This is a genomic window from Mesorhizobium calcicola (assembly GCF_042682105.1).
Classification (GTDB): Bacteria; Pseudomonadota; Alphaproteobacteria; order Rhizobiales; family Rhizobiaceae; genus Mesorhizobium; species Mesorhizobium calcicola.
Window position 1 is genome coordinate 1 of record NZ_JBHUGY010000053.1, and the last position, 25,975, is coordinate 25,975.

Below are 25,975 nucleotides of genomic sequence, written 5' to 3' on the forward strand. Positions count from 1 at the left end.
CCACGCGTCGCAAGGCTCGCCAAAGGTCGACAATGAGGGGGAGGCAACTCCCCCTCCCTTCCCGACCATATCCACGTTCCTGGGCATTGCGGCGGTCATGATTGTGATCTGGCTGCTGGTCTACGGGCCGCCCTTTTCGGCATCCGATCGATCGTTGCCATCCAACAACAGCGAAGCCGGAGCTCCAAATGAGCCACTCAAAATCCGCGAGCATCATGGATGCCAGCATCCTCTTGCCCGCCATCGGCGGGGCCTTCAGAAATTGAACCCGCGCACCCTGATCAGGAACCCCGTGATGTTCGTCGTCGCCGTTGTCTCGGCGCTTACGACCGCGCGCTGTTCGTCAGGGATCTGATCACCGGCGGCGGCGATTTCAGCTTTCACGCTGCAGATCATCATCTGGCTGTGGTTCACCGTGCTGTTTGCCAACTTTGTCCGAAGCGGTCGCCGAAGGCCGCGGCAAGGCGCAGGCCCGAACTCGCTGCGCAAGGCGCGCACCGAGACCCAGGCCAAGCTGCTGGCCGGCGAGGATCGGACCAAGTTCAAGCTGGTGCCCGGCACCAGCCTCAAGGTCGGTGACATCGTCCTCGTCGAGGCCGGCGACATCATCCCTTCCGACGGCGAAGTGGTCGAAGGCGTCGCCTCGGTCAACGAAGCCGCGATCACAGGCGAATCGGCGCCGGTCATCCGCGAATCCGGCGGCGACCGATCGGCGGTCACCGGCGGCACCCAGGTTTTGTCCGACTGGATCCGCGTGCGCATCACCGCGGCATCCGGCCATACCTTCCTCGACCGCATGATCTCGCTTGTTGAAGGCGCGGAGCGCCAGAAGACGCCCAACGAGATCGCGCTCAACATCCTGCTGGTCGGCATGACGCTGATCTTTGTGCTGGCCACCGCGACGATCCCGAGCTTTGCCTCCTATTCGGGCGGCTACATCTCGGTGACTGTGCTGGTCGCCTTGTTCGTCACCCTGATCCCGACCACCATCGGCGCGCTGCTGTCGGCCATCGGCATCGCCGGCATGGACCGCCTGGTGCGCTTCAACGTGCTGGCCATGTCCGGCCGCGCCGTCGAGGCGGCGGGCGACGTCGACACGCTGCTGCTCGACAAGACCGGCACGATCACGCTCGGCAATCGCCAGGCGACGCAGTTTCGCCCGGTCAAGGGTGTCACCGAGCAGGAACTTGCCGACGCCGCCCAGCTCGCCTCGCTCGCCGACGAAACGCCCGAAGGCCGCTCGATCGTCGTGCTGGCCAAGGAGAAGTACGCCATCCGCGCCCGCGATATGGCGACGTTGCACGCCACTTTCGTGCCCTTCACCGCGCAAACCCGCATGAGCGGCGTCGACATCGATGGTTCTTCGGTCCGCAAGGGCGCCGTCGATTCGGTTCTCGCCCATGTCAACCGCTCGACATCAGCCGCTCATGGCGCGCGCCCAAGCAGCGATTCCGTCCGCGACCTCCAGGCCATCGCCGACGAGATCGCCAAGTCCGGCGGCACGCCGCTGGCGGTCGAACGCGACGGGCGCCTGCTCGGCGTCGTCCACCTCAAGGACATCGTCAAGGGCGGCATCAGCGAACGCTTCACCGAGCTGCGCCGCATGGGCATCCGCACGGTGATGATCACCGGCGACAATCCGATGACCGCCGCGGCGATCGCCGCGGAAGCCGGCGTCGACGACTTCCTCGCCCAGGCGACGCCCGAGGACAAGCTGAAGCTGATCCGCGACGAACAGGCCAAGGGCAAGCTGGTCGCCATGTGCGGCGACGGCACCAACGATGCGCCGGCCCTTGCCCAGGCCGATGTCGGCGTCGCCATGAACACCGGCACCGTCGCCGCCCGCGAGGCTGGCAACATGATCGATCTCGACAGCGATCCGACCAAGCTCATCGAGATCGTCGAGATCGGCAAGGCGCTGCTGATGACGCGCGGCTCGCTGACCACCTTCTCGATCGCCAACGACGTGGCCAAGTACTTCGCCATCATCCCGGCGATGTTCGCCGTCTTCTACGTCGCGCCGGGACAGACGACAGGCCCGCTGCAGGCGCTCAACATCATGCATCTGGCGACCCCGCAGAGCGCCATCCTGTCGGCCATCATCTTCAACGCGCTGATCATTATCGCGCTGATCCCGCTGTCGCTGAAAGGCGTCAAATATCGTGCCATCGGCGCCGGCGCGCTGCTCAGCCGCAACCTGCTCGTCTATGGCCTCGGCGGCATCATCGTCCCCTTCGTCGGCATCAAGGCGATCGACATGATCGTCACCGCCATCGGCCTCGCTTAACTCTTTGTTTTAACGCAATTCCGGACGGAAAACCGCGTCACACTTTTCCTGGAATTGCTCTGAGGAACACGTCGATGCTCACGCAGATAAGACCCGCGATCATCATGATCGTCTTCTTTACGGTACTGACCGGCCTGATCTATCCGATCGGCATGACCGGCATCGCCCAGGCGCTGTTCCCGCGCCAGGCCAATGGCAGTCTGATCGAAAGGGACGGCAAGGTCATCGGCTCCGAACTGATCGGCCAGGGCTTTGCCAGCGACAAGTACTTCCATGGCCGCCCCTCGGCAGCCGGCGACGGTTACAACGCCGCCGCATCGAGCGGCAGCAACCTCGGCCCGACCAACCCCAAGCTGATCGACCGCATCAAGGGCGACGCAGAAAAGCTGAAAGCGGAGAATCCGAACCAGGCTGTTCCGATGGACCTGGTGACGACGTCCGGCAGCGGCCTCGATCCTGATATCAGCTCCGAAGCGGCCTATTTCCAGGTCGCCCGGGTCGCCAAGGCCAGGGAGATCGATGCAGCCAAGGTCAAGGCGCTTGTCAACGGCCAGGTCGAGGGCAGGGAGCTTGGCTTCATGGGTGAGCCGGTCGTCAATGTGCTGGCGCTCAACCTTGCGCTGGACGCCGCGAAATAGTGAATGGCGAGGTCCGGGGATCGACAGTATCCCCGGCGCCATCCATGATCGATGCTGATGCCGGACGACAACCGCAACGAAACCAGACCCTCTCCCGACGCACTGCTTGATCATGCCGAGCGGGAGGCGCGCGGCCGCCTGAGAATATTCCTGGGTGCAGCACCCGGCGTCGGCAAGACCTACGAGATGCTGATGTCGGGCCGCGCCAGGCTCGCCGACGGTGTGGACGTGGTGATCGGTGTCGTCGAGACGCATGGCCGCAAGGAAACGCAGGCCCTGGTCGAGGGCTATGAGGTCGTTCCCCGTCGCAAGGTCGACTACAAGGGGCGCATCCTCGACGAGATGGATATCGACGCCATCCTCGCCCGGCGCCCGGCGCTGGTTCTCGTCGACGAACTCGCGCACACCAACGCGCCCGGCAGCCGCCACCCCAAGCGCTACCTCGACGTCCAGGAAATCCTGACGCAAGGCATCGACGTCTACACGACACTCAACATCCAGCATGTCGAAAGCCTGAACGATGTCGTCGCCCAGATCACCAAGGTCAGGGTCCGCGAGACGGTTCCCGATTCCATCATCGACCAGGCCGACGATGTCGAGATCATCGATCTCACCCCCGACGACCTGATCAAGCGACTGGAGGAAGGCAAGGTCTATTTTCCCAACACCGCCCAGCGCGCGATCGAGAACTATTTTTCGCCCGGCAACCTGACGGCGCTGAGGGAACTGGCGCTGCGCCGCACCGCCCAGCGCGTCGACGACCAGTTGCTGATCCATATGCAGGCCCATGCCATTCCCGGGCCGTGGGCTGCAGGCGAAAGGGTCCTCGTCTGCCTCGACGCGCGCCCCGGAGGATCGGCCCGCGTGCGCTATGCACGCAGGCTGGCCGACCGGCTCCGTGCCCCCTGGACGGCGCTGCATGTCGACAGCCCTCGTTCGGCCAGCATGCCGGAGGAGGACAAGGACCGGCTCGCGACCAACCTGCGCCTCGCCCAACAACTTGGTGCCGAGGTGACGACCATTCCGGGTCAGAATGTGGCGCAGGACATCGTGCGCTACGCGACGGCGAACAATTTCACCCATATCGTGGTCGGCAGGCCGACCCGGTCGCGCTGGCGCGAATTGATCGAAGGCTCGCTCACCTATGATCTCATCCGCAATGCCGGCGACATCAGCGTTCATGTCATTTCGGGAAACGAACGCAACACCGAGGCGACGTCGAGGAACGTCAGGGCGGCTGACGAGCAGTGGCAGTTCGAGATATGGCCCTATCTCAAGGCCACCGCCTATGTCATGGGCTCGCTCGCCTTCGCCGCCCTTCTCGACCAGTTTCTCGATGTTCGCAACCTCGCCATCATCTTTCTCGTCGGGGTGCTGGCATCGGCGGTGACCGGCGGGCTGTGGCCGGCTCTGTATGCCTGTCTCGTCAGCGCCCTTGCGTTCAACTATTTTTTCCTGGAGCCACGCTACACGCTGACGATCCGGGATCCGGAGAGCATTGTTGCGCTCGGCGTCTTCCTGGTTGTCGCCGTCATTGCCAGCAATCTGACGGTGCGCGTGCAGCGCCAGGCGATCGCCGCCCGCTCGCGGGCGCGGGCCACCGAGGACATCTACCTCTTTTCAAAGAAGCTCGCCGGTGCCGGCACGCTCGACGACGTTCTCTGGGCCACCGCCTTCCAGATCGCCTTGATGCTGAAGCTGCGGGTGGTGCTGCTCCTGCCGGAAGACGGAACGATCACCGTCAAGGCCGGCTACCCGCCCGACGACACGCTGGCCGAGGCCGATATCGCGGCGGCCCGCTGGGCCTGGGAGCACAACCGTGCCGCGGGACGCGGCGCCGACACGCTTCCCGGCGCCAAGCGCCTCTATCTTCCCTTGCGGACAGGGCGCACGGCAATCGGCGTCGTCGGCCTCGACAACGACAAGCAGGGTCCGTTGCTGACCCCCGAGCAGCAGCGCTTGCTCGATGCGCTGGCCGATCAGGCGGCGGTCGCCATCGAGCGCATCCAGCTCGTCGCCGACGTCGACCGCGCCAAGCTCGCCGCCGAGGCGGACAGGCTGCGCTCGGCTCTTCTCACCTCCATCTCGCATGATTTGAAGACGCCGCTGGCCGCCATCATGGGCGCCGCCGGCACGCTGAGGGAATTCGCGCCGGCCCTTCCCGAACAGGACCGGGCGGAGCTCTTGACGACCGTGCTCGACGAATCGGAGCGCCTGAACCGCTTCATCGCCAATCTGCTCGACATGACCAAGATCGAGTCCGGTGCGATGGAGCCGAACTACGCCTTCCACTATGTCGGCGACATCGTCGGCTCCGCCCTGCAGAGGGCGAGGAAGATCATCGCCGAGCACAAGACCGAGATCGACATCCCCTCGGATCTGCCGATGTTGAAAGTCGACCCCGTCCTGTTCGAGCAGGCGCTGTTCAATCTCCTCGACAATGCGGCGAAATACGCGCCATCAGGCTCGACGATCCGCGTGCAGGGCTGGACCGACAATGGTTCCGTCATCCTGCAGATCATGGATGAGGGGCCGGGCATCCCGCATGGCGATCTGGAACGGATTTTCGACACGTTCTACCGGGTGCGCAAGCGCGACCAGGTCCGCGCCGGCACCGGGCTCGGGCTGTCGATCTGCCGTGGCTTCATCGAGGCGATGGGTGGCACGATCACTGCGGCGAACCGAACCGACCGTTCGGGCGCGGTTTTCACCATCAAGATGCCGAAGCCGTCGAACCCGCCCGATCTCGACACTCCCAATGCGGACGATGGGTGACTTGGCATGACAAACTCGAACGTCAGGATACTGATTGTCGATGACGAGCCGCCGATCCGCAAGCTGCTGCGCGTCGGCCTCGGCAGCCAGGGCTACGCGATCAGCGAGGCGCCGAACGCCAAGGCAGCGATCGAACTGATGGAGGCGGAGAAGCCGGACCTTGTCCTGCTCGACCTCGGCCTGCCCGGCATGGGCGGCCACGAGCTGTTGCGCAAATGGCGCGACGACGGCCTCGACATTCCGGTGATCATTCTGTCCAGCCGCACCGACGAGGCCGGCATCGTCCAGGCTCTGGAACTCGGCGCCGACGACTATGTCACCAAGCCGTTCGGCATGAACGAGCTGGTTGCGCGCATCCGCGTGGCGCTGCGCCACAAGTTCCAGCAGCAGGGCGAGAAGCCGGTGTTCCAGACCGGCGACCTGTCCGTCGATCTGGTCAAACGCATCGTCAAGGTCGAAGGCAAGGACGTAAAACTGTCGCCGAAGGAGTACGACATCCTGCGCATCCTGGTGCAGCACGCCGGCAAGGTGCTGACCCACCATTTCCTGTTGAAGCAGGTCTGGGGCGATTCGACCGACGTGCAGTATCTCAGGGTCTATGTCCGGCAGCTCAGGCAGAAGATCGAGAAGACTCCCGACCAGCCGCGCTACATCACCACCGAGACCGGTGTCGGCTACCGCCTGCGCGAGGTCGAATAGAGCGACCGCCTTTCGACCTCTCGCGTCTGATGCTCTTCCCCGAGGGAAAGCGCTAAGCGCTTTTCCCGGGAAAACCGCTTCACACTTTTCCCGGAATTGCCCTAGCCAACAGCCTCCTGCAGACGGTTTGCCGCCGACGATGTCCGCAAGGCCGCGAAGCAGCCGACAATGCCGAGCGGCACGAAGGCAAGAAACAGCCAGGACGCGACATTCGCCGCCGCGTCATGGTTCAGTCCTTCCGAAAAGCCGCTGGCATTGGCGACGATACCGGCAAGTGCCGCACCCACGGCATAGCCGAGGCGCTGCATGGTCGGCACCGCCGCCGAGGCGATGGTCTGCTCGCCTTCCGGGGCGGAGGCGACGATGACGCGCGTCAGGAACGGCCAGGCGATGCCGAAGCCGCCGCCCTGCAGCAGGGCGCAGATCAGGATCAGCGGAATGGAGCCCAGCGGTATCGTATAGGCAAAGCCGGCGATGCCTGCCGCGATCATCACCGCGCCGCCGACAATGATCAGCCGTTCGCGTTGCGGCGGCGCATTGGCGACGAGAATCGACAGGATCGACCAGGCGATCGATTCGGCGGCGATGATGTAGCCGGTGGTGAGCAGCGGGATGTCGTGCAGGCTGGTCAGGATCAGCGGTCCATAGACGCCGAAGGAACAGGTCGCCACCGAAAAGGCGGCAACCATGGTCATGCCGGCGCCGACCGGCGTGCGCCACGAGAACAGCCGCGCCGGAAAAAGCCGGGAGCGCGGCTTCAGCGCGTCGATGTAGAAGAACAGCACCAGGCCGATGAGGCCGAGGACCATCAGCAGCGAGGAGCGCAGCAAGGCGATGTCGACGCCGGCCGAGGCGATCAGCACCACGGCGACGGCAAGGCAGCCAAGTGCCGCGAACGGGAAGGGCGGCGCCTTGCCGGCGCTCGCCTGCGGCCTGGTGGCCTCGGGCGTGTTGAGGACGATCAGGCTCGCCAGGGCCATGGCGGCACCGCCGACCGTGAAGATGCCGAAGGCCCAGCGCCACGACAAAAGCTCGGTCATGATGGCGCCGAGCAGCGGGCCGCTGAAGGCGGCGACGCCCCAGATCGCCGACATGATGCCGAAAAGCTGCGGCCAGATGGCGCGCGAGAACAGCCGCTCGACCGAGACGAAGGCCAGTGACACCAACGCGCCGCCGCCAAGCCCCTCGATCAGGCGGCCGGCAAGGAACAATTGCATCGAAGGGGAGGTGGCGCAGATCAGCGCCCCGGCTGCATAGAGCAGGGCGGCGACCACCATGTTGGTGCGCAGCGCCACATAGCTCACCAGTCGGCCGGCCGCCGCGCCGGCAACGATGGCGCCGAGCTCATAGATCGCCAGCGACCAGCCGACGAGCTGCACGCCGCCCAGTTCGCCGACCATGGCCGGCATCACAGTCGCCACCATCGTCTCGTTGGTGGCGTGCAGCAGGATGCCGAGGCTGATGAAGCAGAAACGCGCCAGGTCGCCGCTTGCCCACAAAGCGCGCCAGTCGACCCTGTTTGTGCTGATTTCGGTCATGTCCACCCCTGCCTTCCATATCTCGATGCCTGCGCATGGCGCCAGAAGCCAGAATGGGTTTCCGGCAGGACCATGCGCAGGCAGGAGCGTGCATGGCGCGCCGCATCAAGGGCACTGCTCCGGCCGGGGCAGGCTTGTAAAACCTCAACCGGGGTTGAGCTCAAGCGAAATTATTCGAGAGGCTTGCGACAGCGGCCGGGTGGTCAATTCTCGGTGCTGCGCAACTGGAACTGGCTGACGCCGATGGCGAGGTTGATGCCGGTCTGCGTCTGCAGGCTGAGTGGTTGCAAGGTGAAGGCCTGCGACGAGCCGCCGACCAGCAGATTGGCGCCGGCGCCGACGGCGGCCGTCACCTCCGCGCTGGCACCGAGATAGTCTCCGGCCAGCGCGCCCGGCGCGTAGATGTTCTTCAGCGGCGTCAGCACGATCCACCGCATCACCGTCTGCTTCGTGGTGCCGATGTCGAGGCCGTATTTGTTGACGGCGCCGAAATAGGCTTCCGGCGCAAAGGTCTTATCGGCGGGGTTGAAGGTGCAGCTCAGATCCTTGCTCGAGCCGAAGATGAAACCGGTGCCGCCGCCGATGGCGCAGTCAAGCGTGCCGAGCTCTATGCCCCGGTCCTGCGCTTGTGCCGTCCCGGCAAGCACGGTTGCGATCGCGGCAGCGGCGATGGCTGTCTTTGGCATGGCGGTCCCCCCCTGGAGCGGTTCATCATTTCACGGAAACGCGGAACCGCTCTGTCTCTTTGTCTGATGCAAATTTGTTTGATGCAAAATCATACGGCGCGGAACACCCTATCGGGTTCCGCGCCGCAGGTAGAGAGACCTTGGAGCGACGTGCGTCGATTCGGACGCACCATGCTTTCACCTGGAAATGGAGCCGTTCTGAAGGCTCCCGCCTTCACTTGAGCGAGTGGATCAGCTCGAGCGAGGTCACTGCCACGGCGAGATTGACGCCGGTCTGTGCCTGCACGCTGAGCGGCTCCAGCATGAAGGCGCTGTTGAAGCCACCGACCAGCAGATTGGCGCCGCCGCCGGTCACCACACTGGCCTCGGCGTTGACACCGTAGTAGCCGCCGGCGAGATCGCCAGCCTCCCGGTCGCGTGTTGCCGCCAGCACGGCCCAGACGAGCTGACCCTGATGCGTCTGGCCGAGATCGACGCCGATCTTGGAGATGACGCCGGTATAGTGCTCAGAAGGCCCGTGATGATAGGGACGGAAGGTGCAGTCGACGCCCTTGTTGGAGGCGACGATGTAAGCGGTGCCGCCGTCGATGGTGCAGTCGAGCGTGCCGAGCTGCAGCTTGCCGGCGCTGGCCGGAGCGACGGCGAACACCGTCGTGGCGAGGGCAGCGGCGCAGGCGAGTTTCTTGATCATGGGAGGGTCCTTTCGCAAATTGCCTGGAATAACGGCTTGGGCGGCCAGACCGTTCCCCTGAAAACTTGGCGCGAACAAGGCACGGGCCAGCACCCTTGCCGCCGGGGTTAACGCGCGGTTGCCGGATGGACGGGTTTGTCGAGAGCCGCGCTCTTTCGGCCGCACAAAGGGCAGCGCCTTGATTCGCGCCTAGAGCATGAAGCCGAAAAGTGTGAAGCGGTTTTCGGACGATATCATGCTCGATCTCTTTGATTTAGAAGCAGATTCAGATTTCAGGTCGATTCGACCTGAAATCGTCCGGCTCTAGGTCGCACCGCTGACGCGGGCGAGGCCATCCTTGGCCGGCTGGTAGGTCGGATCAAGATGCACGGCTTCGCGGTAGGATTTCCCCGCCTTGACCTTGTCGCCGCGCCGCTCGTAGATCAGCGCCTGGTTGGCCCAGGCCTCGGCGTTCTTGCCGTCGAGCTTGATCGCCATGTTGAAGTCGGCGAAGGCGTTGTCTTCGTCGTTGGTGGCCAGATAGGAAAGGCCGCGGCCGTTGTATGGCTCGGCGGCGTCCGGCGCCAGCGAGATGGCGGTCGAGAAATCCTCGATGGCGAATTTGTGCTGGCCCTGGCTCTGATAGATCAGGCCGCGATTGTGGTAAGCGCGCGCATCGGTGGTGTCGAGCTGGATCGCCTTCTGGAAGTCGTTGAAAGCGTCCTGGGTGCGACCCGCCTTGCGGTAGAGATTGCCGCGGCCGATATAGGCGGCGTCATAACTGCCGTTGATCTGGATCGAGCGGTTGTAGTCGTCGAGCGCGGCCTTCTGATTGCCGAGGAAGCGCTGGATGAGCGCGCGGTTCGAATAGGCCTGGAAGAAATTCGGGTTGAGCTGGATGGCGGTGTTGAAATCCTGGAGCGCAGCCTGGTACTGGCCGCCCCGGCCATAGGCAGAGCCGCGCACATTGTAACCTTCGGGATCCTTGGGATTGCGCTGGATCACCGCCGACAGCGAGGAGATGTTCTCGCTCGAGCCTTGCGCCTTGTCGATGTTGTTGAATTCGCCGGTCGGGCCTGATGTCTGGCAGCCGGCAAGTGCCAGCCCGGAAAGCAAGGTTGCCGTCAGGGCAAAGCCGCGCAATGCGGTTCTGCGCTCTACGCTGATTGCGTTCATGTCTGCCCTGTCCTCACTTCAGCCGCATCGATCGGTCCGGGTCCCCCCTCCGGGCCGGGTCATGATTGTCGCAAAGCGTTAGAGCGTCCTTTGTGCGTCTAAATGGACGCCTGTCGCCCTAAACAAAAAGGTGGCGGCGATTCCGCATCGCGCCACCTCTGGTATCCTTCGAAAAGGACGAAAAATTGGCGTTAGAACCGCGGCGGGCGCGGAGCACCACCTGCACCACCGGCGGCGCCGGCAGCAACCGGGCGCGGCGTCATCGGCAGCAGGCCTTCGCGCTGGGCGCGCTTGCGGGCCAGCTTGCGAGCGCGGCGCACGGCCTCGGCCTTTTCACGGGCGCGCTTCTCGGAAGGCTTCTCGTAGTGGCCGCGCATCTTCATTTCGCGGAAAATGCCTTCGCGCTGCATCTTCTTCTTGAGCGCGCGAAGCGCCTGATCAACGTTATTGTCGCGGACGAGTACCTGCACGGGCAATCCTGTCTTTCGGGTTTGATATCAGCAGGCAAGTGGCCATAGCCACTTACCTCCGCGGCGATCTACGCCACGAATTGTGCGGGCTGATAGCAGAATCAGGCCGCGCTGTCCACCGTCGAAATGAAGAATGGCGATGAAGCCAAAACAAAACCCGCCTTGGCGGCGGGCTCGGCGCAAATCAGCACCATACCCAAAATACTAGCATGGTTGCGGTCACCAGGCAACTCGCGGCGAACGCCCAGGGCAATCACTTCAGACGAACGGCAGCTTGGAAGCTGTGTTGGAGAGCACCATTGCCGAAACCCGCAGACCGCAGCCTGAGGCAGCTTGCGTCGCTCTCTCCAGCAATCTCTACGCGGTTGCCAAATGCAGCCGCTCGAAATCCTCGAAGAACTCGCCGTAGTCGCAGGTGATCTCCTCGCCGGCCGCAATGTCGCGGGTCGCGGTGGCCCCGCCATATTGTGAGAAATCCGTGTTTGGATTTCCGGAATGGTTCATGAAGCGCCCATTGTCGACTTCATAGACCATGAAGCCTGGTCGATCCGGGCTTGGATAGGCGTAGCGGTCGAGCAACTCCCTTAGATGCGGGGATGCTGCCCGGTATTTGTCCATCGGGATCAACCGGTCGAAATCAGGGTCGAGCCGCCAGATCGAGGCGCCTTTCCTGATCGGCTCGGCGGCGAACACGCCGACACCCTCGATTGCGCTCGCGGCCACATAGGTTCTGATCAGCATCATGGTTCGAGGATCCGTTTTGGCAAGAAGACCCGTTTCGACAGAAAACGGCATCGCCAAATCGCGGCCAAAAAGCAAGACCGACGATCTGCCTGGTGGCGACGAACATGCAAGTTCGCCGCGAAAAGCCTTCACGTCCGGTTGATCGACACGCCGCCATCGGCAAACAAGGCCGTTCCGGTGGTGAAGCTCGAGTCGTCGGAGGCGAGGTAGAGCGCCGAGCGGGCGATCTCCTCCGGTGTCGCGATGCGCTTCAAGGCATGCAGGTTTTCGACGAAGGCCCGCGACTCAGGGGTCTTGAAGGTCGCCGCAGGGGTGTCGGTGCCGCCGGGCAGCAGCGCGTTGACCCGCACGCCTTTCGGGCCATATTCGGCGGCAAGCACCTGCGTCAGCCCGATCAGCCCGGCCTTGCTCGCGGCATAGCTGGTCATGCCGGGCATGCCGACGGTGTTGCCGACGAAGGTGGAGGTGAAGATCAGCGAGCCGCCGCCGCGCTCGACCATCGCCGGCACCTGGTATTTCGCACCGAGAAACGCGCTGGTGAGGTTGGTGTCGACCGTCTCGCGCCATCCTTCCAGCGACAGTTCCGAAATCGGACCTATCAGGCCGACGGCGCCTGCATTGTTGAAGGCGATGTCGAGCCCACCGAATTTTTCGACAGCGAGATCGACAAGGGCTTTCGCATAGGCTTCGTCGCGGACATCGCCGGCCAGCGCCACGGCCGTTCCGTCGGCGTCGTCGATCTCGGCCACCAGCGCATCGAGCTCGACCTGGCGGCGGGCGGCGACGATGACCGTGGCGCCTTCCTCGGCGAAGAGTTTCGCGGTTGCGCGGCCGATGCCGGAACTGGCGCCGGTGACGATGGCGATCTTGTTGGCGAGTGCGAGCATGGGCTGTCGTCCTTGTGTCGGTCCTGTCTGGCCGACTGGTGCCGGCAACGAGGCCCGTTGATGGCAGGCCACGCCTTCCGGCGACACCCGATACCTGCGCAGTTGGTTCCTGCTACCGATGGTTGGAAGCGAGCCGCTCGCCACTCGCGAAGAGGCGAGGCCGGTTGGGCGAACTATTGTCGTAACAACCAGCTGAGCCGATCGAGCGAGAATGCGTAGCTGATGACGATGAGCAGAGCCATGACGATGCCTGTGGTTGTGTGGCCGGTCAGATAGAACCCAGCCGCGCCGCCGAACAGGATGACGAGCTCCAGCACCAGCCGCACCGCGCCCGGGACCGGCACCGGGGCACGGCCCGACCGGCTCGGATCGTTGAGCACGGCGAAGGTGCCCCACAAGGCAGCCGCGATGAGTGGCAAGGCCAGAGCCAGGATCCAGCGCCACCATCCGGCGGAGAGACCCCAGCCCGCCAGGCCGAGGCCGAGCAAGGCGGCAAGCTCCAGCAGGAAGCGCAACGTCAAATTCCACCAGGCGTTGCCCATGTTCGTCCTCCAGAGTCGCGCGACAGGCAGTGTGACTGAAGGCAGGCATGGCGGCCAGATCGCCTGCGTGTTTTTCGTCGTGGCGCAAAACGGCAAGCGCCGTCGCAAACAGCGCAAGGGTGGAAGCTGCGTTTCGCTAGTGATACACCTCGCGCGCCGGGGCCGACTGAATGCCCTGCCGCCATTTGCGAGACCTTTTTGGCGAGAGGCTGGGACGTTGAAGAAATATTCGGTATTCGCCATCGCCCGCGAGGCCATGCGGGGCCACAAGGGCTGGGAGGAGCAATGGTCCTCGCCGGAGCCGAAGAAGGAATACGACGTCATCATCGTCGGCGCCGGCGGCCACGGCTTGGCCACCGCCTACTATCTCGCTACGGTGCACGGCATCACCAATGTCGCGGTGTTGGAAAAGGGCTGGCTCGGCGGCGGCAACACCGGCCGCAACACCACCATCATCCGCTCCAATTATCTCTATGACGAGAGCGCCGGCATCTACGATCATGCGCTGAAGCTGTGGGACGGGCTCAGCCAGGAGCTCAACTACAACGTCATGTATTCGGCGCGCGGCGTCATGATGCTGGCCCACAATGTGCACGACATCCAGGTGCTGAAGCGCCATGTCCACGCCAACCGGCTGAACGGCATCGACAATGAATGGCTGACGCCGGAGCAGGCGAAGGAATTCTGCCCGCCGCTCAACACCTCCAAGGATGCCCGCTATCCGGTGGTGGGTGCGGCGCTGCAGCGCCGCGGCGGCACGGCGCGCCACGATGCCGTCGCCTGGGGCTATGCGCGTGGCGCCTCGGCGCGCGGCGTCCACATCATCCAGAATTGCGAGGTCACGGGCGTCAAGCGCGCGGCCAACGGCGCGGTCATGGGCGTCGACACGACGCGCGGCTTCATCGGCGCCAAGAAGGTCGGCGTCGTCGCCGCCGGCCATTCCTCGGTCATCATGAACATGGCCGGCGTGCGCATGCCGCTGGAAAGCTATCCGCTGCAGGCGCTGGTGTCGGAGCCGGTCAAGCCGGTGGTTCCCTGCGTGGTGATGTCGAACACGGTGCACGCCTATATCTCGCAGTCCGACAAGGGCGAGCTGGTGATCGGCGCCGGCACCGACCAGTATGTTTCCTATTCGCAGACCGGCGGCCTGCACATATTGCAGCACACGCTCGACGCCATTTGCGAGATGTTCCCGATCTTCACGCGCATGAAGATGCTGCGCTCATGGGGCGGCATCGTCGACGTGACGCCGGATCGCTCGCCGATCCTGGCCAAGACGCCGGTGCCCGGCCTCTATGTCAATTGCGGCTGGGGCACGGGCGGCTTCAAGGCGACGCCGGGCTCTGGCCATGTCTTTGCCCACACCATCGCCAGGGACGATCCGCATCCGATCAACGCGCCCTTCACCATCGAGCGCTTCCGCACCGGCCGCCTCATCGACGAGGCGGCGGCGGCGGCGGTGGCGCACTGATGATGGCGCAGATGGCTGTCGCCATGCCGCTGATGCTGGCGGGGGAACAGGGCATGTTCCATTTTCCCTCGGCGGACGAATTCCGCACGCAGCCGATCAGCCGCGCCGGGAACGAGGCCGGATGGCCGTTTTCCGTCGATGACGGCATGCTGGCCTGCGTGTGGAGCGGCGGCCAGAAGGTGGTCATGTTCCTGGAGAACAGGCCTTCCGATCTCGACGAGGACGACACATTCGAGCCGCGTCGCGTCATCGTCACGACCGATCCGATCCAACTCACGATCGGCAACATGGCGTATCGCGACCTGTTTCGCCCGGCTGCAAGCGTGGAGGAGCGTATCCGGCTCGTCGCGCCTTTTGCGGCCATGGGCCAAAGGCTCTGCGACCAACCCGCCGGCGCTCACGTCGGCCACGGCGAATTGTAGGAACGAACACAAATGCTTCTCATCCGCTGCCCCTATTGCGAGGAAGAGCGCCCGGAACTCGAGTTCCGCAACGCCGGCGAGGCGCATATAGCGCGCTCGGCCAACATGGCGGGCGAGAGCGACGACGATTTCGAGAAGTTCTTCTTCATCCGCTCTAACCCCAAGGGCATCATTTATGAGCGTTGGCGGCACATGCATGGCTGCGCGCGCTTCTTCAACGCGGTGCGCGACACCGTCACCGACAAGTTCATCATGACCTACAAGGCCGGCGAGCCGAAGCCGTCGAAGCTGCCCAAAATCTCCAACGAAGTGGTTGCCAAATGAGCGGCGCGTTCCGCATTCCCAGCGCCGGCCGCCTCAAACAGGCGAAGACCGCGCGGTTCAGCTTCGATGGCCAGTCCTATGCCGGCATCGAGGGCGACACGCTGGCCTCGGCGCTGCTCGCCAATGGCGTCCACCTCGTCGGCCGCTCGTTCAAATATCACCGTCCGCGCGGCATCCTGTCGGCGGGCGCGGAAGAGCCCAACGCGCTGGTCGACATCATGCGCGACGCGGCGCGCAGGACGCCGAATGTGCGGGCCACCGTGCAGGAGCTCTATGACGGGCTTTCCGCGCAGTCGCAGAACCGCTGGCCATCACTTTCGTTTGACATCGGCGCGGTCAACGACATCGCGTCGCCGATGTTTTCGGCCGGCTTCTACTACAAGACCTTCATGTGGCCGAAGGCGGCCTGGAAAAGCCTCTACGAGCCGAAGATCCGCGCCGCGGCCGGCCTTGGCGTTTCCCCGGACCAGCCGGATCCCGACCATTATTCGTCGCGCTATGCGCATTGCGACGTGCTGGTGCTGGGTGGCGGTGCCGCCGGCATCGCCGCTGCACTTGCGGCGGCCGAGACCGGGGCGCGCGTCATCCTGGTCGACGAGCAGGCCGAGTTCGGCGGCAGCCTGCGTTTCGAGACCGGGGCCAGGATCGACGGCCAGGACGGTTTTGCCTGGGCGCAGGCGGCGGTGGCGAAGCTGACCGCCATGGACAATGTCCGCGTGCTCTCGCGCACGACCGCCTTCGGCTATTACGCCCAGAATTTCGTCGGCCTGGTCGAACGTGTCAGCGATCATCTCGCAACCCCCGGCCACGATCTGCCGCGCGAGCGGCTGTGGCAGGTGAGAGCCAGGCGCGTGGTGCTGGCCTCCGGCGCCATCGAACGGCACATGGTGTTCGCCGACAACGACCGGCCGGGCATCATGCTGGCCGGTGCGGCGCGCACCTATCTCAACCACTACGGTGTTGCCGTCGGCAAGAATGTCGGCGTCTACACCGCCAATGATTCCGCTTATGCGGCGGCGATCGACCTGAAGAAGGCCGGCGTCAACGTGGCGGCGATCGTTGATTTGCGCGACCATCCGACCGGACCGGTGATCGACGAGGCGAGAACCCTCGGCATCGAGGTCAATTTCGGCCGCGCGGTGATCCGCGCCGGCGGCAAACTCAGGGTGTCTTCAATGACCGTGCAGCCGAAGAACGGCGGCGGCGAACGCACCATCCCGGTCGATGCGATCCTGATGTCGGCCGGCTGGACGCCGTCGGTGCATCTGTTCTCGCAGTCGCGCGGCAAGGTCGCCTTCAACGACGAGACCAAGCGCTTCGTGCCGGGCACCTATGCACAGGACTGCGTCTCGGTCGGCGCCTGCAATGGCACCGACGGGCTGTCGGCGACGCTGGACGAAGCCTATGCGGCGGGCGCCAAGGCGGCCAAGGATGCCGGGGCGAAAACCGCCAGGGGCAACAAGCCGAAGGTCGACGCCTCGGAGAGCTGGTCGCGCGGCATGCTCGGTGCTGCCCCCGGCGCTGGGCCGGATACGACGGTCAAGGCGTTCGTCGATTTCCAGAACGACGTCACCGCCAAGGACATCCGCCAGGCGGTGCATGAAGGCATGCGCTCCATCGAGCACGTCAAGCGCTTCACCACCAACGGCATGGCGACCGACCAGGGCAAGACCTCCAACATGCACGGCCTGGCGATTGCCGCCGAGATGCTCGGCAAGCCGATCCCGGAAGTCGGCCTGACCACGTTCCGGGCGCCCTATACGCCCGTCACCTTCGGCGCGATCGTCAGCCACGCGCGCGGTCCGCTGTTCGACCCGACGCGCAAGACGGCGATCCATCCGTGGGCAGAGGCCCAAGGTGCCGTGTTCGAGGATGTCGGCCAGTGGAAGCGCGCCTGGTATTTCCCCAAGGCCGGCGAAGACATGCACGCGGCGGTCGACCGCGAATGCGTCGCGGTGCGCAAGACGGCCGGCCTGTTCGATGCCTCGACGCTGGGCAAGATCGAAGTGGTCGGGCCGGATGCGGCCAAATTCATGGAGCTGCTCTACACCAATCCGTGGGAGAAGCTGGAGCCGGGCCGCTGCCGTTATGGCATCATGCTGCGCGAGGATGGTTTCATCTATGATGACGGCGTCGTCGGCAGGCTGGCGCCCGACCGCTTCCATGTGACGACGACGACCGGCGGTGCGCCGCGCGTCATGAACCACATGGAAGATTATCTCCAGACCGAATTCCCGCACCTCAATGTCTGGCTGACCTCGATCACCGAGCAATGGGCTGTTATCGCCGTGCAGGGGCCGAAATCCCGCGACATCATCGCGCCGCTGGTCGAAGGCATCGACATGTCCGACGAGGCACTGCCGCATATGTCGGTGCGCGAAGGCAAGATCTGCGGCGTGCCGACCCGGCTGTTCCGCATGTCGTTCACCGGCGAGCGTGGCTTCGAGGTCAATGTGCCCGCCGATTATGGCCAGGCCGTCTGGGAAGCACTGTGGGCCGAAGGCCAGAAGCATGGCGCGGCCGCCTACGGCACCGAGGCGATGCACGTGCTACGCGCCGAAAAGGGCTATATCATCGTCGGCCAGGACACCGACGGCACGGTGACGCCGAACGATGCCGGCCTCGACTGGGCGGTCGGCAAGAAGAAGACCGACTTCGTCGGTATCAGGGGCATGGCGCGGCCGGATCTGGTCGCCAAGGGCCGCAAGCAGCTGGTCGGCCTCAAGACCAAGGATCCCAAGGTGGTGCTGGAAGAGGGCGCGCAGATCGTCGAGGATCCGAAGCAGGCGATCCCGATGAAGATGATCGGCCATGTCACTTCCAGCTACTGGTCGCAGAATTGCGGCCGCTCGATTGCGCTGGCACTGGTCGCCGGCGGCCGCGACCGCATGGGCGAAACGCTGTACGTGCCGATGCCGAACGGAGTGATCGAAGTGGAGGTTACCGGCATGGTGTTCTTCGACGAGACGGGAGGGCGCCTCAATGGCTAAGGCTGCTGCAAGCAAGACGGCTGCATCGCCTTCGGTCGAGCGCCGTCCGGCGCTGGCTGGACGCAGCACCGCCGCGACCGGGGTCAAGGTCGAGGTGCTACCGCCGGCCGATCGCATCTCGCTGCGCGCGCCGGAGGCCTCGGTCGCAGCGCTTTCGAAGGCGCTCGGTGTGACCTTGCCGCAGAAGCCGAAGACTTCGGCCTCGAAGGCCGGGCGCACCGCTTTGTGGCTTGGACCGGACGAATGGCTGGTCATCGATGAGGCCGGCAACGATCCCCTTGCCGATTGCGTAGAGGTTTCCGCCCTGCATTCGGCTGTCGGCATCTCGCATCGCAACATCGCGATATCGGTTGCGGGCGCCGGCGCGGCCGCGGCGATCAATTCTGGCTGCCCGCAGGACCTGTCGCTCGAGGCCTTCCCGGTGGGAGCGGCGTCGCGCACCATCCTGGGCAAGGCCGAGATCGTGCTGTTGCGCAACGCGCCGGATGCCTTCCGGGTTGAATGCTGGCGTTCCTTCTCGGACTATGTCTTTACTTTCCTGTCCGAGGGATCGCGGGACGCGGCGGTCTGAACTCGGAACATTTTGCGGGGCACGCTCGTTCTGCATCCGCACGCCGAGGGAGAATGCCGATGCCGTCGCATTCCGCGCCGAAGTCGCCGGTCAAAAAGACCGCGGCCGTCCGCTCGCTCGAACATGAGCAACACGAAGCACCGAGTGCCGAAGAGGAACTCGAGGAAGGCCTTGAGGACACCTTTCCGGCCAGCGATCCGGTGTCGATAACCGGAACGGTCATCTCCGGCGGTCCCGCGAGGCCGGGCAAGGCCAAGACGGTGCCAGGGCGCAAGAAGCACAAGGCGTAATTTCCATCGGACCAGATCGATCGGACCTTCTCAATCCCATTTGACGTGCTATTTAAAGCGCTTTGGGAGAGAAAAATGCCGACAAAAGCCATCGTTTGGGGAGAAAACGTCCACGAGCAGACCAATGCCGCCGTGCGCGACCTCTATCCCTTGGGCATGCATGGCACCATTGCTGCGGCGCTCAACCAGGACAAGGGCATCGAGGCGACCACCGCCACCTTGCAGGAGCCGGAACATGGCTTGAGCGAACAGCGCCTGGCCAACACCGATGTCCTGCTGTGGTGGGGCCATGCCGCGCATGGCGAGGTCAAGGACGAGATCGTCGAGCGGGTGCAGAAGCGGGTGTGGGAAGGCATGGGGCTGATCGTGCTCCATTCCGGCCATTACTCGAAGATTTTCAAGCGGCTGATGGGCACGCCCTGTTCGCTGAAATGGCGCGAGGCGGGCGAGCGCGAGCGCGTCTGGGCGATCAACCGCAGCCACCCCATCGCGCAAGGCATCGGCGAGTGCCTGGAGATCGGCGAGACGGAAATGTACGGCGAGCCGTTCGCAGTGCCGGAGCCGCTCGAGACGGTGTTCGTCTCCTGGTACGAGGGCGGCGAGGTGTTCAGGTCCGGGCTGACCTACCAGCGCGGCGCCGGCAGGATCTTCTACTTCTCGCCGGGCCACGAGACCTATCCGATCTATCACAATGAGGGCGTGCAGCAGGTGCTGCGCAACGCCGTGCACTGGGCGCACAACCCGGCGCCGGCATGGTCCGGCATCACCAATGCGCCGAACGTGCCGGCGGATGCGGCCAAGGAGAAGATCGTCCAGAAAGGGCTGCGCCTGCATGCCGATGGCGACAAGGGTCTGAGCTGATGGGGGCCTGAGCTGATGGGGGCCTGAGCTGATGGGCCAACCCCACGCCGGCTTCTGATGCTTCGGCGCCAGCGGCATTGCCGGGCTACGCGTCAGCGTTCGCCTGGCCAGTTCGGTGCCGCCAACCGAGGCGGCGTCGCTTAAACAGAAATGCTCGCCAAGCCGGCTTGCGAATCGCGCCGGCCTCGGCTTGTGATCGTCAGCGGATATCAGAACGTGCTGGGCACAATCCACGGATTGATGCTGATGCCGAGCCGCGGGCCCTTGCCTTCAGCGGTGTTTTCCGTGGAGCCCTTCTTCTCGACCGAGCCGGTCGAGGCGCAATCGAGCTTCACATGGGTCCTGGTGTCGACGCAGGTCGCAGCAGGTGCCTGCTTGACCGGCTGGGTGGCGCTGGCGGCGAAGGCCGAGCCCGAAAGTGCCAGCACGGCGGCGAGGGTGAGGAGTGTCTTTTTCATCGTCAGTCTCCGTTTTCGACCGTTGAATTTTTTCCGTACATGTACGATACGGTGTACATATACGTCCGGAGATGCCGAGGTTCAAGACAGAAAACGTACATGTACGACAAATTTTATTGAACTTTTATTGAATGCCGAAAATCGCGGCGTTCTGACACAGCCGAGCGTCGCAGCGGGTCGATCTTGGTGATTTGTGAAGGGGTGCCGCTCAGCAGTTGACCGGCGTCTCGGTCAGCGGCGGCACATTCTGCGTGCTGAGCGTGGCAAGCGTGAAATCGCACATCCGCTTCACGAAGGCCTGCGGGTCGCCGAAGGGATAGAACGGAAAGGTGATCAGCAGTGAGATCGTGCCGTGGCCGACCGCCCACAGCATGGTGGCGATGGCGCGCGGATCGCCCTGCAACTTGCCGGCGGCGACGCAGGCCTCGACCCTGCTGATCAGCGCCTTCATCGCCGGGTTGCTCTCTTCCATGTTGTCGTAGCTCCTGCCGTCCGGCAGTTGGGTCTTTTCGGTCATGAACACGGTGCGGTATTCGTTGGGATTGCCGAGCCCGAAGGCGGCATATTCCGTCATGACCGCCTGCAACGCCTCGATCGGATCGTCGGATGGATGCTCCTCGATGCGTCGGGCAAGCGTCTCGAACGCATCCTCGGCCAGCGCAAACAGGATGTCCTGCTTGTCGGCGAAGTAGGAATAGACCGACATCGGTGCGTAGCCGACCCGCTTGGCCAATTTGCGGATGGTCAAGCCTTCATAGCCTTCTTCCTGGACGAGCTTGTGCGCGGCCTGGACCAGCTCGGAGCGCAGTTCGGCCTTTTGTTTCTCGCGGCGTTTCTGGACGCTCGGCGGCAAGATCTCGTGCCTTCGTTTGGTTGGTGCGTGGCTAAATTATATACGCTGTACGAAAACGAACAAGGGCGCGACAGGTTCCCAAGCGGCATGCATCAGATCGCACTGATCCCGCCGTCGATGGCCAGCGCGTGGCCGGTCATGAAGGAGTTTGCCGGATCGGCGGCGAACAGGATGGCGGTGGTGACTTCATCGACTTCGGCCACCCGCTTCATCGGCACGCCGCGTGTCAGCTCGGCCAACGCCTCTGCTTCCGGCGCGCCGGAGTTGCGCACGAAGCTGTCGACCATGGCTGTTCTGGTGTGGGCGGGGCAGATGGCGTTGATGCGCAGGCCCTTGGTGGCGTATTCGACCGCCGCCGAGCGGGTCAAGCCGATGACGCCGTGCTTGGCGGCGGCATAGACCGAGAGCTTCGGTGCGCCGGACAGGCCGGCGGCCGAGGCGATGTTGACGATGGCGCCGCCCTTGCCGGTCGCGTTGAACTGCCGCTCCATCTGCGGGATCTGATGCTTCGTCGCATAGAACACGCCGAGCAGATCGACCTCCAGGACGCGGCGCGCCTCGTCCGACGCGACCTGCGGCAAGCGCACGAAGCTCTGGACGATGCCGGCATTGTTGATGGCGACATCCAGCCGGCCGAATTTTTCGACCGCCAGCCTGACCAGATCCTCGGACAGTTTTTCGTCGGCGATGTTGCCTGCCAGGATCGCCGCTTCGGCCTGCAGCGTGCCGGCAAGGTCGGCCAGCGCCCTTTCGTCGATGTCCGACAGCACCAGCCGCGCGCCGTCAGTGGCAAAGCCTTTCGCCGCACCCCGGCCAAGCCCGCCGGTCGCACCGGTGATCAGCACGGTTGCTCCCTCAAAACGGCCCATCACGCCTCCTCGTCGATCAATTTCGCGGCGAGATGCGAAAGCAGCTTCACCGCCTCGCCATAGGTTTTGGCCTTTTCGGGATTGGAAGCGTTGCCGTCCAGCGCCCGCTTGAACACCCCCTGGCAGATCGCCGCCAGCCGGAAGAAGGAGAAGGCCAGGAAGAAGGTCCAGTTACCAATGCTGGTGAGCCCGCGCCGCCGGCAATAGGCGGCGACATAGGCGTCTTCGGAGGGCAGGCCGAGCGCGCGACGGTCGATGCCGCCCAGGCCGCGAAAACCCGAGGCGTGCGGCAGGCGCCATTGCATGCATTGATAGGCAAGGTCGGCAAAGGGATGGCCGAGCGTCGACAATTCCCAGTCGAGCACCGCCAGCACCTCTGGCTGACGCAGCGCAAAGATCAGATTGTCCAGCCGGTAATCGCCATGCACCAGCGAGACGCGGCCGTCATCGGCCGGCCTATGCGTCTCCAGCCAGGCAATCAGCCGGTCCATATCGGCGACGGTGCCGGTTTCCGAGGCGCGGTACTGGCTGGTCCAGCGCGCCAGCTGGCGCTCGAAATAATTGCCCGGCCGGCCGAAATCGCTAAGACCCGCGGCCTCGACATCGACGTCGTGGAGGGCCGCAAGCGTTGCGTTCGTGGCATGGTAGATGGCGGCGCGTTCTTCGTTGTCGCGGGCCTCCGGCAGCGCCGGGTCCCAGAAGATGCGGCCGTCGAGGAAATCCATGACGTAGAACATGCGGCCGATCGGCGAATCCTCCGCCGACAGGTGCAGCATCCGCGGCACGGGCACCGCGGTGCCGGCAAGCGCGCTCATCACGGTGAATTCGCGGTCGACCTGATGCGCCGATTTCAGCAATTGCCCGGGCGGCTTGGCGCGCAACACGTAGCGGCCGCTTTGCGCGGTCAAAAGGTAAGTCGGGTTCGATTGGCCCGATTTGAATTTTTCGATGGAGAGAAGCCCGGAAAAGTCCGGAATTTCCGCCTCGAGGTAGGGCGCGAGCGCTATCTGGTCGAGGACGTTCGGGTCGCTCATGCCGTCTCGGGCTGGCGCTCGATCAAGGTCAGCGTCAGCCAGCGCGCGGTCAGCGCCGGTTTCTTCGAACCCTCGATCTCGATCGTCACGTGATGGGCCGTCTGCACCCAGCCCGAGGGCCGGACCTTGACGTCGGCCAGCACGAAACGGGTGCGGATGCGCGCGCCGGTCTTCACCGGCGCCAGGAAACGCAGCGAATCGAAGCCGTGGTTGACGCCCATCTTGCTGTTTTCCAGCGGCGGCATGGTCTCGAAGGTCATTGCCGACAACAGCGACAGCGACAGGAAGCCGTGTGCGATGGTGCCGCCGAACGGCGTCTCGCGCATGGCCCGCTCCGGGTCGCAGTGGATGAACTGGTGGTCGTCGGTGGCGTCGGCGAACTGGTCGATCATGCGTTGCGTGACCACCCGCCACGGCGACACGCCAACCTCCTTGCCGACGCTGGCCAGAAGCACATCGAGACTGATCGGTTCCACGCGGATGTCCTCCAGTTCACCCCCGGCTTCTCTGGCCGGAAAATGTCATTCCTTGAACAAGGTCAGCCCATGCTGCACCGACTGTCCGCCGTCGATCGGCAGGATGGCGCCGGTGACATAGCTGCCTGCACGGCTGCACAAATAGAGCGTTGCGCCGGCAATGTCATCCGGTGCGCCGATACGGCCGATCGGAACATGATTGCCGACATGGGCGGCCTGTTCCTGGGTGCCGGTGGCAAATGCCGTCATCCGGCTCTGGAAGGGGCCGGGGGCAAAGGCATTGACGGTGATGCGGCGGGCGGCGAACTCCAGCGCAAGGGTGCGCGTCAGATGATGAACCGCGGCCTTCGATGCCGTGTAGGAATAGGCGTCGTCGGCCAGCGGCTGCGTGCCCATCACCGAACCGAGATTGATCACCCGGGCCGGGTCGGCATCGCTGGCGGCGGCATCGAGCAGCGGCAGCAATTCGCGCGTCAGATGGAAGACCGCGGTGACATTGACGCCGAACACTTTCGCCCAAGCGGAGTATGGAAAGCTCTCCAGCGGCGCACCCCAGGAAACGCCGGCATTGTTGACCAGGATGTTCAGGTGGTCGGTGCGCGCCTTGACCTCGGCGACAAGTGCGGCAATGCCGGCCTCGCTGGAGACATCGCCGGCGAAACCTTCGGCCCGGCCGGAAGCGCCAAGCCCGTTCAGTTCGCCGGCGACCTTGATGCAATCCTCGCCCTTGCGCGACGCGATCATCACGCTGGCGCCGGCCTTCACCAGCGCGGTTGCCGCCATTCGGCCGATGCCGGTCGCTGCTCCCGTCACCAGCGCCGTCTTGCCGGCCACCGAAAACAGCTCGTCCAGATAGCTCATCACGATCCTCCGCGCCCTACCTTGGTGTGCGGGCCTTGGTGTGCGGGCCAAACAGTTCGCGTTGACAAGGCTATCCGAAGTACGGTCATCCTTGCCACGGATAAAATGCCTGGCGTGCATGAAGGGTTAGCGACCGATGACGGAGATGAATCTCGGCATGACCGAGCGGCTGAAGCCGATCCACGCGCGCGTCGCGGCCATGGTGCGCGACGAGGTCATGCCGCTCGACAGGGAATTCCTGGGCGAAGTGGGCAAGGAAGGCGACCGCTGGGTCTATAGCGCGCGCCAGAGCGAGATCCTCGAAGGGCTGAAGAAGACCGCCAGGGAACGCGGCCTGTGGAATTTCTGGCTGACCGGCTCGGAACGCGGCTACGGCCTGTCCACCGTCGAATACGCTTATCTGGCCGAGGAGATGGGCAAGGCGCATCTCGGTGCCGAGACCTTCAACTGCTCGGCGCCCGACACCGGCAATATGGAAGTGCTTGAGCGTTACGGATCGGCCGACCACAAGCAGGCGTGGCTGGAGCCGCTGCTCGACGGCAGGATCCGCTCGGCCTATCTGATGACCGAGCCGGATGTCGCCTCGTCCGACGCCACCAACATCGCGATGCGCTGTGAGCGGCAGGGTGACGACTATGTGCTCAACGGCGAGAAATGGTGGGCGTCCGGCGCCGGCGATCCGCGCTGCGCCATCTACATCGTCATGGTCCGGACCGGTGGCGACGACGAGCCGACACATCGGCGGCATTCGATGATCCTGGTGCCTTCCGACACGAAAGGCGTGACCAAGGTTCGGGCCATGCAGGTTTATGGCGACGACGATGCGCCGCACGGCCACATGCACCTTCGCTTCGACAATGTGCGTGTGCCCGCCTCGAACCTGATCCTCGGCGAGGGCAGGGGTTTCGAGATCGCGCAAGGGCGGCTCGGCCCCGGCCGCATCCATCACTGCATGCGCGCCATCGGCCAGGCCGAGATGGCGCTGGAGATGCTGTGCCAGCGTTCCGTGCGCCGCGAAGCCTTCGGCCAGAAGCTGGCCAAGCTCGGCGCCAATTTCGACATCATCGCCGAATGCCGCATGGAGATCGAGATGGCCCGGCTGCTCTGCCTCAAGGCGGCGTGGATGATCGACCAGGGCGACGCGCGCGCCGCGGCCCCCTGGATCAGCCAGATCAAGGTGATCGCGCCGCGCGTCGCGCTCAAGGTCACCGACGAGGCGGTGCAGATGTTCGGCGCGCAAGGCATCAGCCAGGACACGCCGCTGGCGCGCTCGTGGACGCATCTGAGGACCTTGCGCCTTGCCGACGGACCGGATGCCGTGCATCGCCGTCAGGTGGCGCGGACGGAGCTGAAGAAATACACGCAGGAAAAGGTCTGACGCCG

The 25,975-nt window shown here is 64.4% G+C and carries 26 protein-coding genes and 1 pseudogene; 13 read left to right on the top strand and 14 right to left on the bottom strand.

The window, feature by feature from the left end; translation table 11 throughout:
- The 5 genes and pseudogenes from ACFSQT_RS30050 to ACFSQT_RS30070 all read left to right on the top strand — a co-directional run.
- A partial coding sequence (locus tag ACFSQT_RS30050; protein ID WP_379024962.1) for a hypothetical protein occupies positions 1-355 on the top strand: 355 nt, incomplete at its 5' end.
- Between the two features lie 81 nt (positions 356-436).
- A pseudogene (kdpB, locus tag ACFSQT_RS30055) lies at positions 437-2,287 on the top strand (potassium-transporting ATPase subunit KdpB); the annotation flags it as partial.
- A gap of 74 nt (positions 2,288-2,361) precedes the next feature.
- Positions 2,362-2,925: a potassium-transporting ATPase subunit KdpC gene (gene kdpC, locus ACFSQT_RS30060; protein WP_379017394.1), complete on the top strand. Its 564-nt coding sequence runs from the start codon at positions 2,362-2,364 to the stop codon at positions 2,923-2,925.
- Between the two features lie 57 nt (positions 2,926-2,982).
- Positions 2,983-5,700 carry a DUF4118 domain-containing protein gene (locus tag ACFSQT_RS30065; RefSeq protein ID WP_379024964.1) on the top strand — a complete coding sequence of 906 codons (2,718 nt, stop codon included), beginning with the start codon at positions 2,983-2,985 and terminating at the stop codon, positions 5,698-5,700.
- 6 nt (positions 5,701-5,706) lie between these two features.
- Positions 5,707-6,399, top strand: a complete 693-nt coding sequence (locus ACFSQT_RS30070; protein ID WP_379024966.1) for a response regulator transcription factor — start codon at positions 5,707-5,709, stop codon at positions 6,397-6,399.
- A 101-nt stretch (positions 6,400-6,500) separates the two neighbouring features.
- On the opposite strand, the gene ACFSQT_RS30075 is transcribed toward ACFSQT_RS30070, so the two are convergent.
- From ACFSQT_RS30075 to ACFSQT_RS30110, 8 genes are all read right to left on the bottom strand, one after another.
- Positions 6,501-7,937 (bottom strand): MFS transporter, encoded by a 1,437-nt coding sequence (locus tag ACFSQT_RS30075; protein ID WP_379024968.1) that lies wholly within the window; start codon positions 7,935-7,937, stop codon positions 6,501-6,503.
- Between the two features lie 203 nt (positions 7,938-8,140).
- Positions 8,141-8,623: a DUF992 domain-containing protein gene (locus ACFSQT_RS30080; RefSeq protein ID WP_379024970.1), complete on the bottom strand. Its 483-nt coding sequence runs from the start codon at positions 8,621-8,623 to the stop codon at positions 8,141-8,143.
- Positions 8,624-8,837: 214 nt separating this feature from the next.
- Positions 8,838-9,314 (bottom strand): DUF992 domain-containing protein, encoded by a 477-nt coding sequence (locus ACFSQT_RS30085; RefSeq protein ID WP_379024972.1) that lies wholly within the window; start codon positions 9,312-9,314, stop codon positions 8,838-8,840.
- A 303-nt stretch (positions 9,315-9,617) separates the two neighbouring features.
- Complete coding sequence (locus ACFSQT_RS30090) at positions 9,618-10,469, bottom strand: tetratricopeptide repeat protein (protein WP_379024974.1); 852 nt, start codon at positions 10,467-10,469, stop codon at positions 9,618-9,620.
- 191 nt (positions 10,470-10,660) lie between these two features.
- The gene (gene rpsU, locus ACFSQT_RS30095; protein WP_023810129.1) at positions 10,661-10,939 is read right to left on the bottom strand and encodes a 30S ribosomal protein S21; all 279 of its coding nucleotides are present in this window, start codon (positions 10,937-10,939) and stop codon (positions 10,661-10,663) included.
- A gap of 357 nt (positions 10,940-11,296) precedes the next feature.
- Positions 11,297-11,683: an SET domain-containing protein gene (locus tag ACFSQT_RS30100; protein ID WP_379024976.1), complete on the bottom strand. Its 387-nt coding sequence runs from the start codon at positions 11,681-11,683 to the stop codon at positions 11,297-11,299.
- 128 nt (positions 11,684-11,811) lie between these two features.
- Positions 11,812-12,570, bottom strand: a complete 759-nt coding sequence (locus ACFSQT_RS30105; RefSeq protein WP_379024978.1) for an SDR family oxidoreductase — start codon at positions 12,568-12,570, stop codon at positions 11,812-11,814.
- 173 nt (positions 12,571-12,743) lie between these two features.
- Entirely contained in the window at positions 12,744-13,112 is a 369-nt protein-coding gene (locus ACFSQT_RS30110) for a YrdB family protein (RefSeq protein ID WP_379024980.1), read from the bottom strand.
- 217 nt (positions 13,113-13,329) lie between these two features.
- Here ACFSQT_RS30110 and ACFSQT_RS30115 point away from each other — a divergent pair, with 217 nt between their 5' ends.
- The 7 genes from ACFSQT_RS30115 (at position 13,330) to ACFSQT_RS30145 (ending at position 20,041) form a co-directional block, all read left to right on the top strand.
- Positions 13,330-14,583, top strand: a complete 1,254-nt coding sequence (locus tag ACFSQT_RS30115; RefSeq protein WP_184876774.1) for a sarcosine oxidase subunit beta — start codon at positions 13,330-13,332, stop codon at positions 14,581-14,583.
- Positions 14,583-15,005 carry a hypothetical protein gene (locus tag ACFSQT_RS30120; protein ID WP_379024982.1) on the top strand — a complete coding sequence of 141 codons (423 nt, stop codon included), beginning with the start codon at positions 14,583-14,585 and terminating at the stop codon, positions 15,003-15,005. Before ACFSQT_RS30115 ends, ACFSQT_RS30120 begins: the two co-directional genes overlap by 1 nt.
- Before the next feature lie 12 nt (positions 15,006-15,017).
- Positions 15,018-15,329, top strand: a complete 312-nt coding sequence (locus tag ACFSQT_RS30125) for a sarcosine oxidase subunit delta (protein WP_379024984.1) — start codon at positions 15,018-15,020, stop codon at positions 15,327-15,329.
- Positions 15,326-18,319 (top strand): sarcosine oxidase subunit alpha, encoded by a 2,994-nt coding sequence (locus ACFSQT_RS30130; protein WP_379024986.1) that lies wholly within the window; start codon positions 15,326-15,328, stop codon positions 18,317-18,319. The genes ACFSQT_RS30125 and ACFSQT_RS30130 overlap by 4 nt, the downstream gene beginning before the upstream one ends.
- Positions 18,312-18,890, top strand: a complete 579-nt coding sequence (locus ACFSQT_RS30135; protein WP_379024988.1) for a sarcosine oxidase subunit gamma — start codon at positions 18,312-18,314, stop codon at positions 18,888-18,890. The genes ACFSQT_RS30130 and ACFSQT_RS30135 overlap by 8 nt, the downstream gene beginning before the upstream one ends.
- 59 nt (positions 18,891-18,949) lie before the next feature.
- On the top strand, positions 18,950-19,180 hold the full coding sequence (locus tag ACFSQT_RS30140) for a hypothetical protein (protein ID WP_379024990.1): 231 nt from the start codon (positions 18,950-18,952) through the stop codon (positions 19,178-19,180).
- A gap of 75 nt (positions 19,181-19,255) precedes the next feature.
- Positions 19,256-20,041 carry a ThuA domain-containing protein gene (locus tag ACFSQT_RS30145; protein ID WP_379024992.1) on the top strand — a complete coding sequence of 262 codons (786 nt, stop codon included), beginning with the start codon at positions 19,256-19,258 and terminating at the stop codon, positions 20,039-20,041.
- A gap of 209 nt (positions 20,042-20,250) precedes the next feature.
- Here ACFSQT_RS30145 and ACFSQT_RS30150 read toward each other — a convergent pair whose 3' ends face one another.
- The 6 genes from ACFSQT_RS30150 to ACFSQT_RS30175 all read right to left on the bottom strand — a co-directional run bounded on the left by ACFSQT_RS30150 (position 20,251) and on the right by ACFSQT_RS30175 (position 24,592).
- Complete coding sequence (locus ACFSQT_RS30150; protein WP_111548716.1) at positions 20,251-20,499, bottom strand: DUF680 domain-containing protein; 249 nt, start codon at positions 20,497-20,499, stop codon at positions 20,251-20,253.
- 208 nt (positions 20,500-20,707) lie between these two features.
- Complete coding sequence (locus tag ACFSQT_RS30155; protein WP_379024994.1) at positions 20,708-21,352, bottom strand: TetR/AcrR family transcriptional regulator; 645 nt, start codon at positions 21,350-21,352, stop codon at positions 20,708-20,710.
- A gap of 92 nt (positions 21,353-21,444) precedes the next feature.
- Positions 21,445-22,221 (bottom strand): SDR family NAD(P)-dependent oxidoreductase, encoded by a 777-nt coding sequence (locus ACFSQT_RS30160; RefSeq protein WP_379024996.1) that lies wholly within the window; start codon positions 22,219-22,221, stop codon positions 21,445-21,447.
- Positions 22,221-23,255 carry a phosphotransferase family protein gene (locus ACFSQT_RS30165; protein ID WP_379024998.1) on the bottom strand — a complete coding sequence of 345 codons (1,035 nt, stop codon included), beginning with the start codon at positions 23,253-23,255 and terminating at the stop codon, positions 22,221-22,223. The genes ACFSQT_RS30160 and ACFSQT_RS30165 overlap by 1 nt, the downstream gene beginning before the upstream one ends.
- Entirely contained in the window at positions 23,252-23,737 is a 486-nt protein-coding gene (locus ACFSQT_RS30170; protein ID WP_379025093.1) for a MaoC family dehydratase, read from the bottom strand. The genes ACFSQT_RS30165 and ACFSQT_RS30170 overlap by 4 nt, the downstream gene beginning before the upstream one ends.
- Before the next feature lie 39 nt (positions 23,738-23,776).
- On the bottom strand, positions 23,777-24,592 hold the full coding sequence (locus tag ACFSQT_RS30175) for an SDR family oxidoreductase (protein ID WP_379025000.1): 816 nt from the start codon (positions 24,590-24,592) through the stop codon (positions 23,777-23,779).
- A 136-nt stretch (positions 24,593-24,728) separates the two neighbouring features.
- On the opposite strand from ACFSQT_RS30175, the gene ACFSQT_RS30180 reads away from it, so the two are divergent.
- Positions 24,729-25,970, top strand: coding sequence for an acyl-CoA dehydrogenase family protein (locus ACFSQT_RS30180; RefSeq protein ID WP_379025002.1), 1,242 nt, complete (start codon positions 24,729-24,731; stop codon positions 25,968-25,970).
- Positions 25,971-25,975 lie beyond the last annotated feature (5 nt).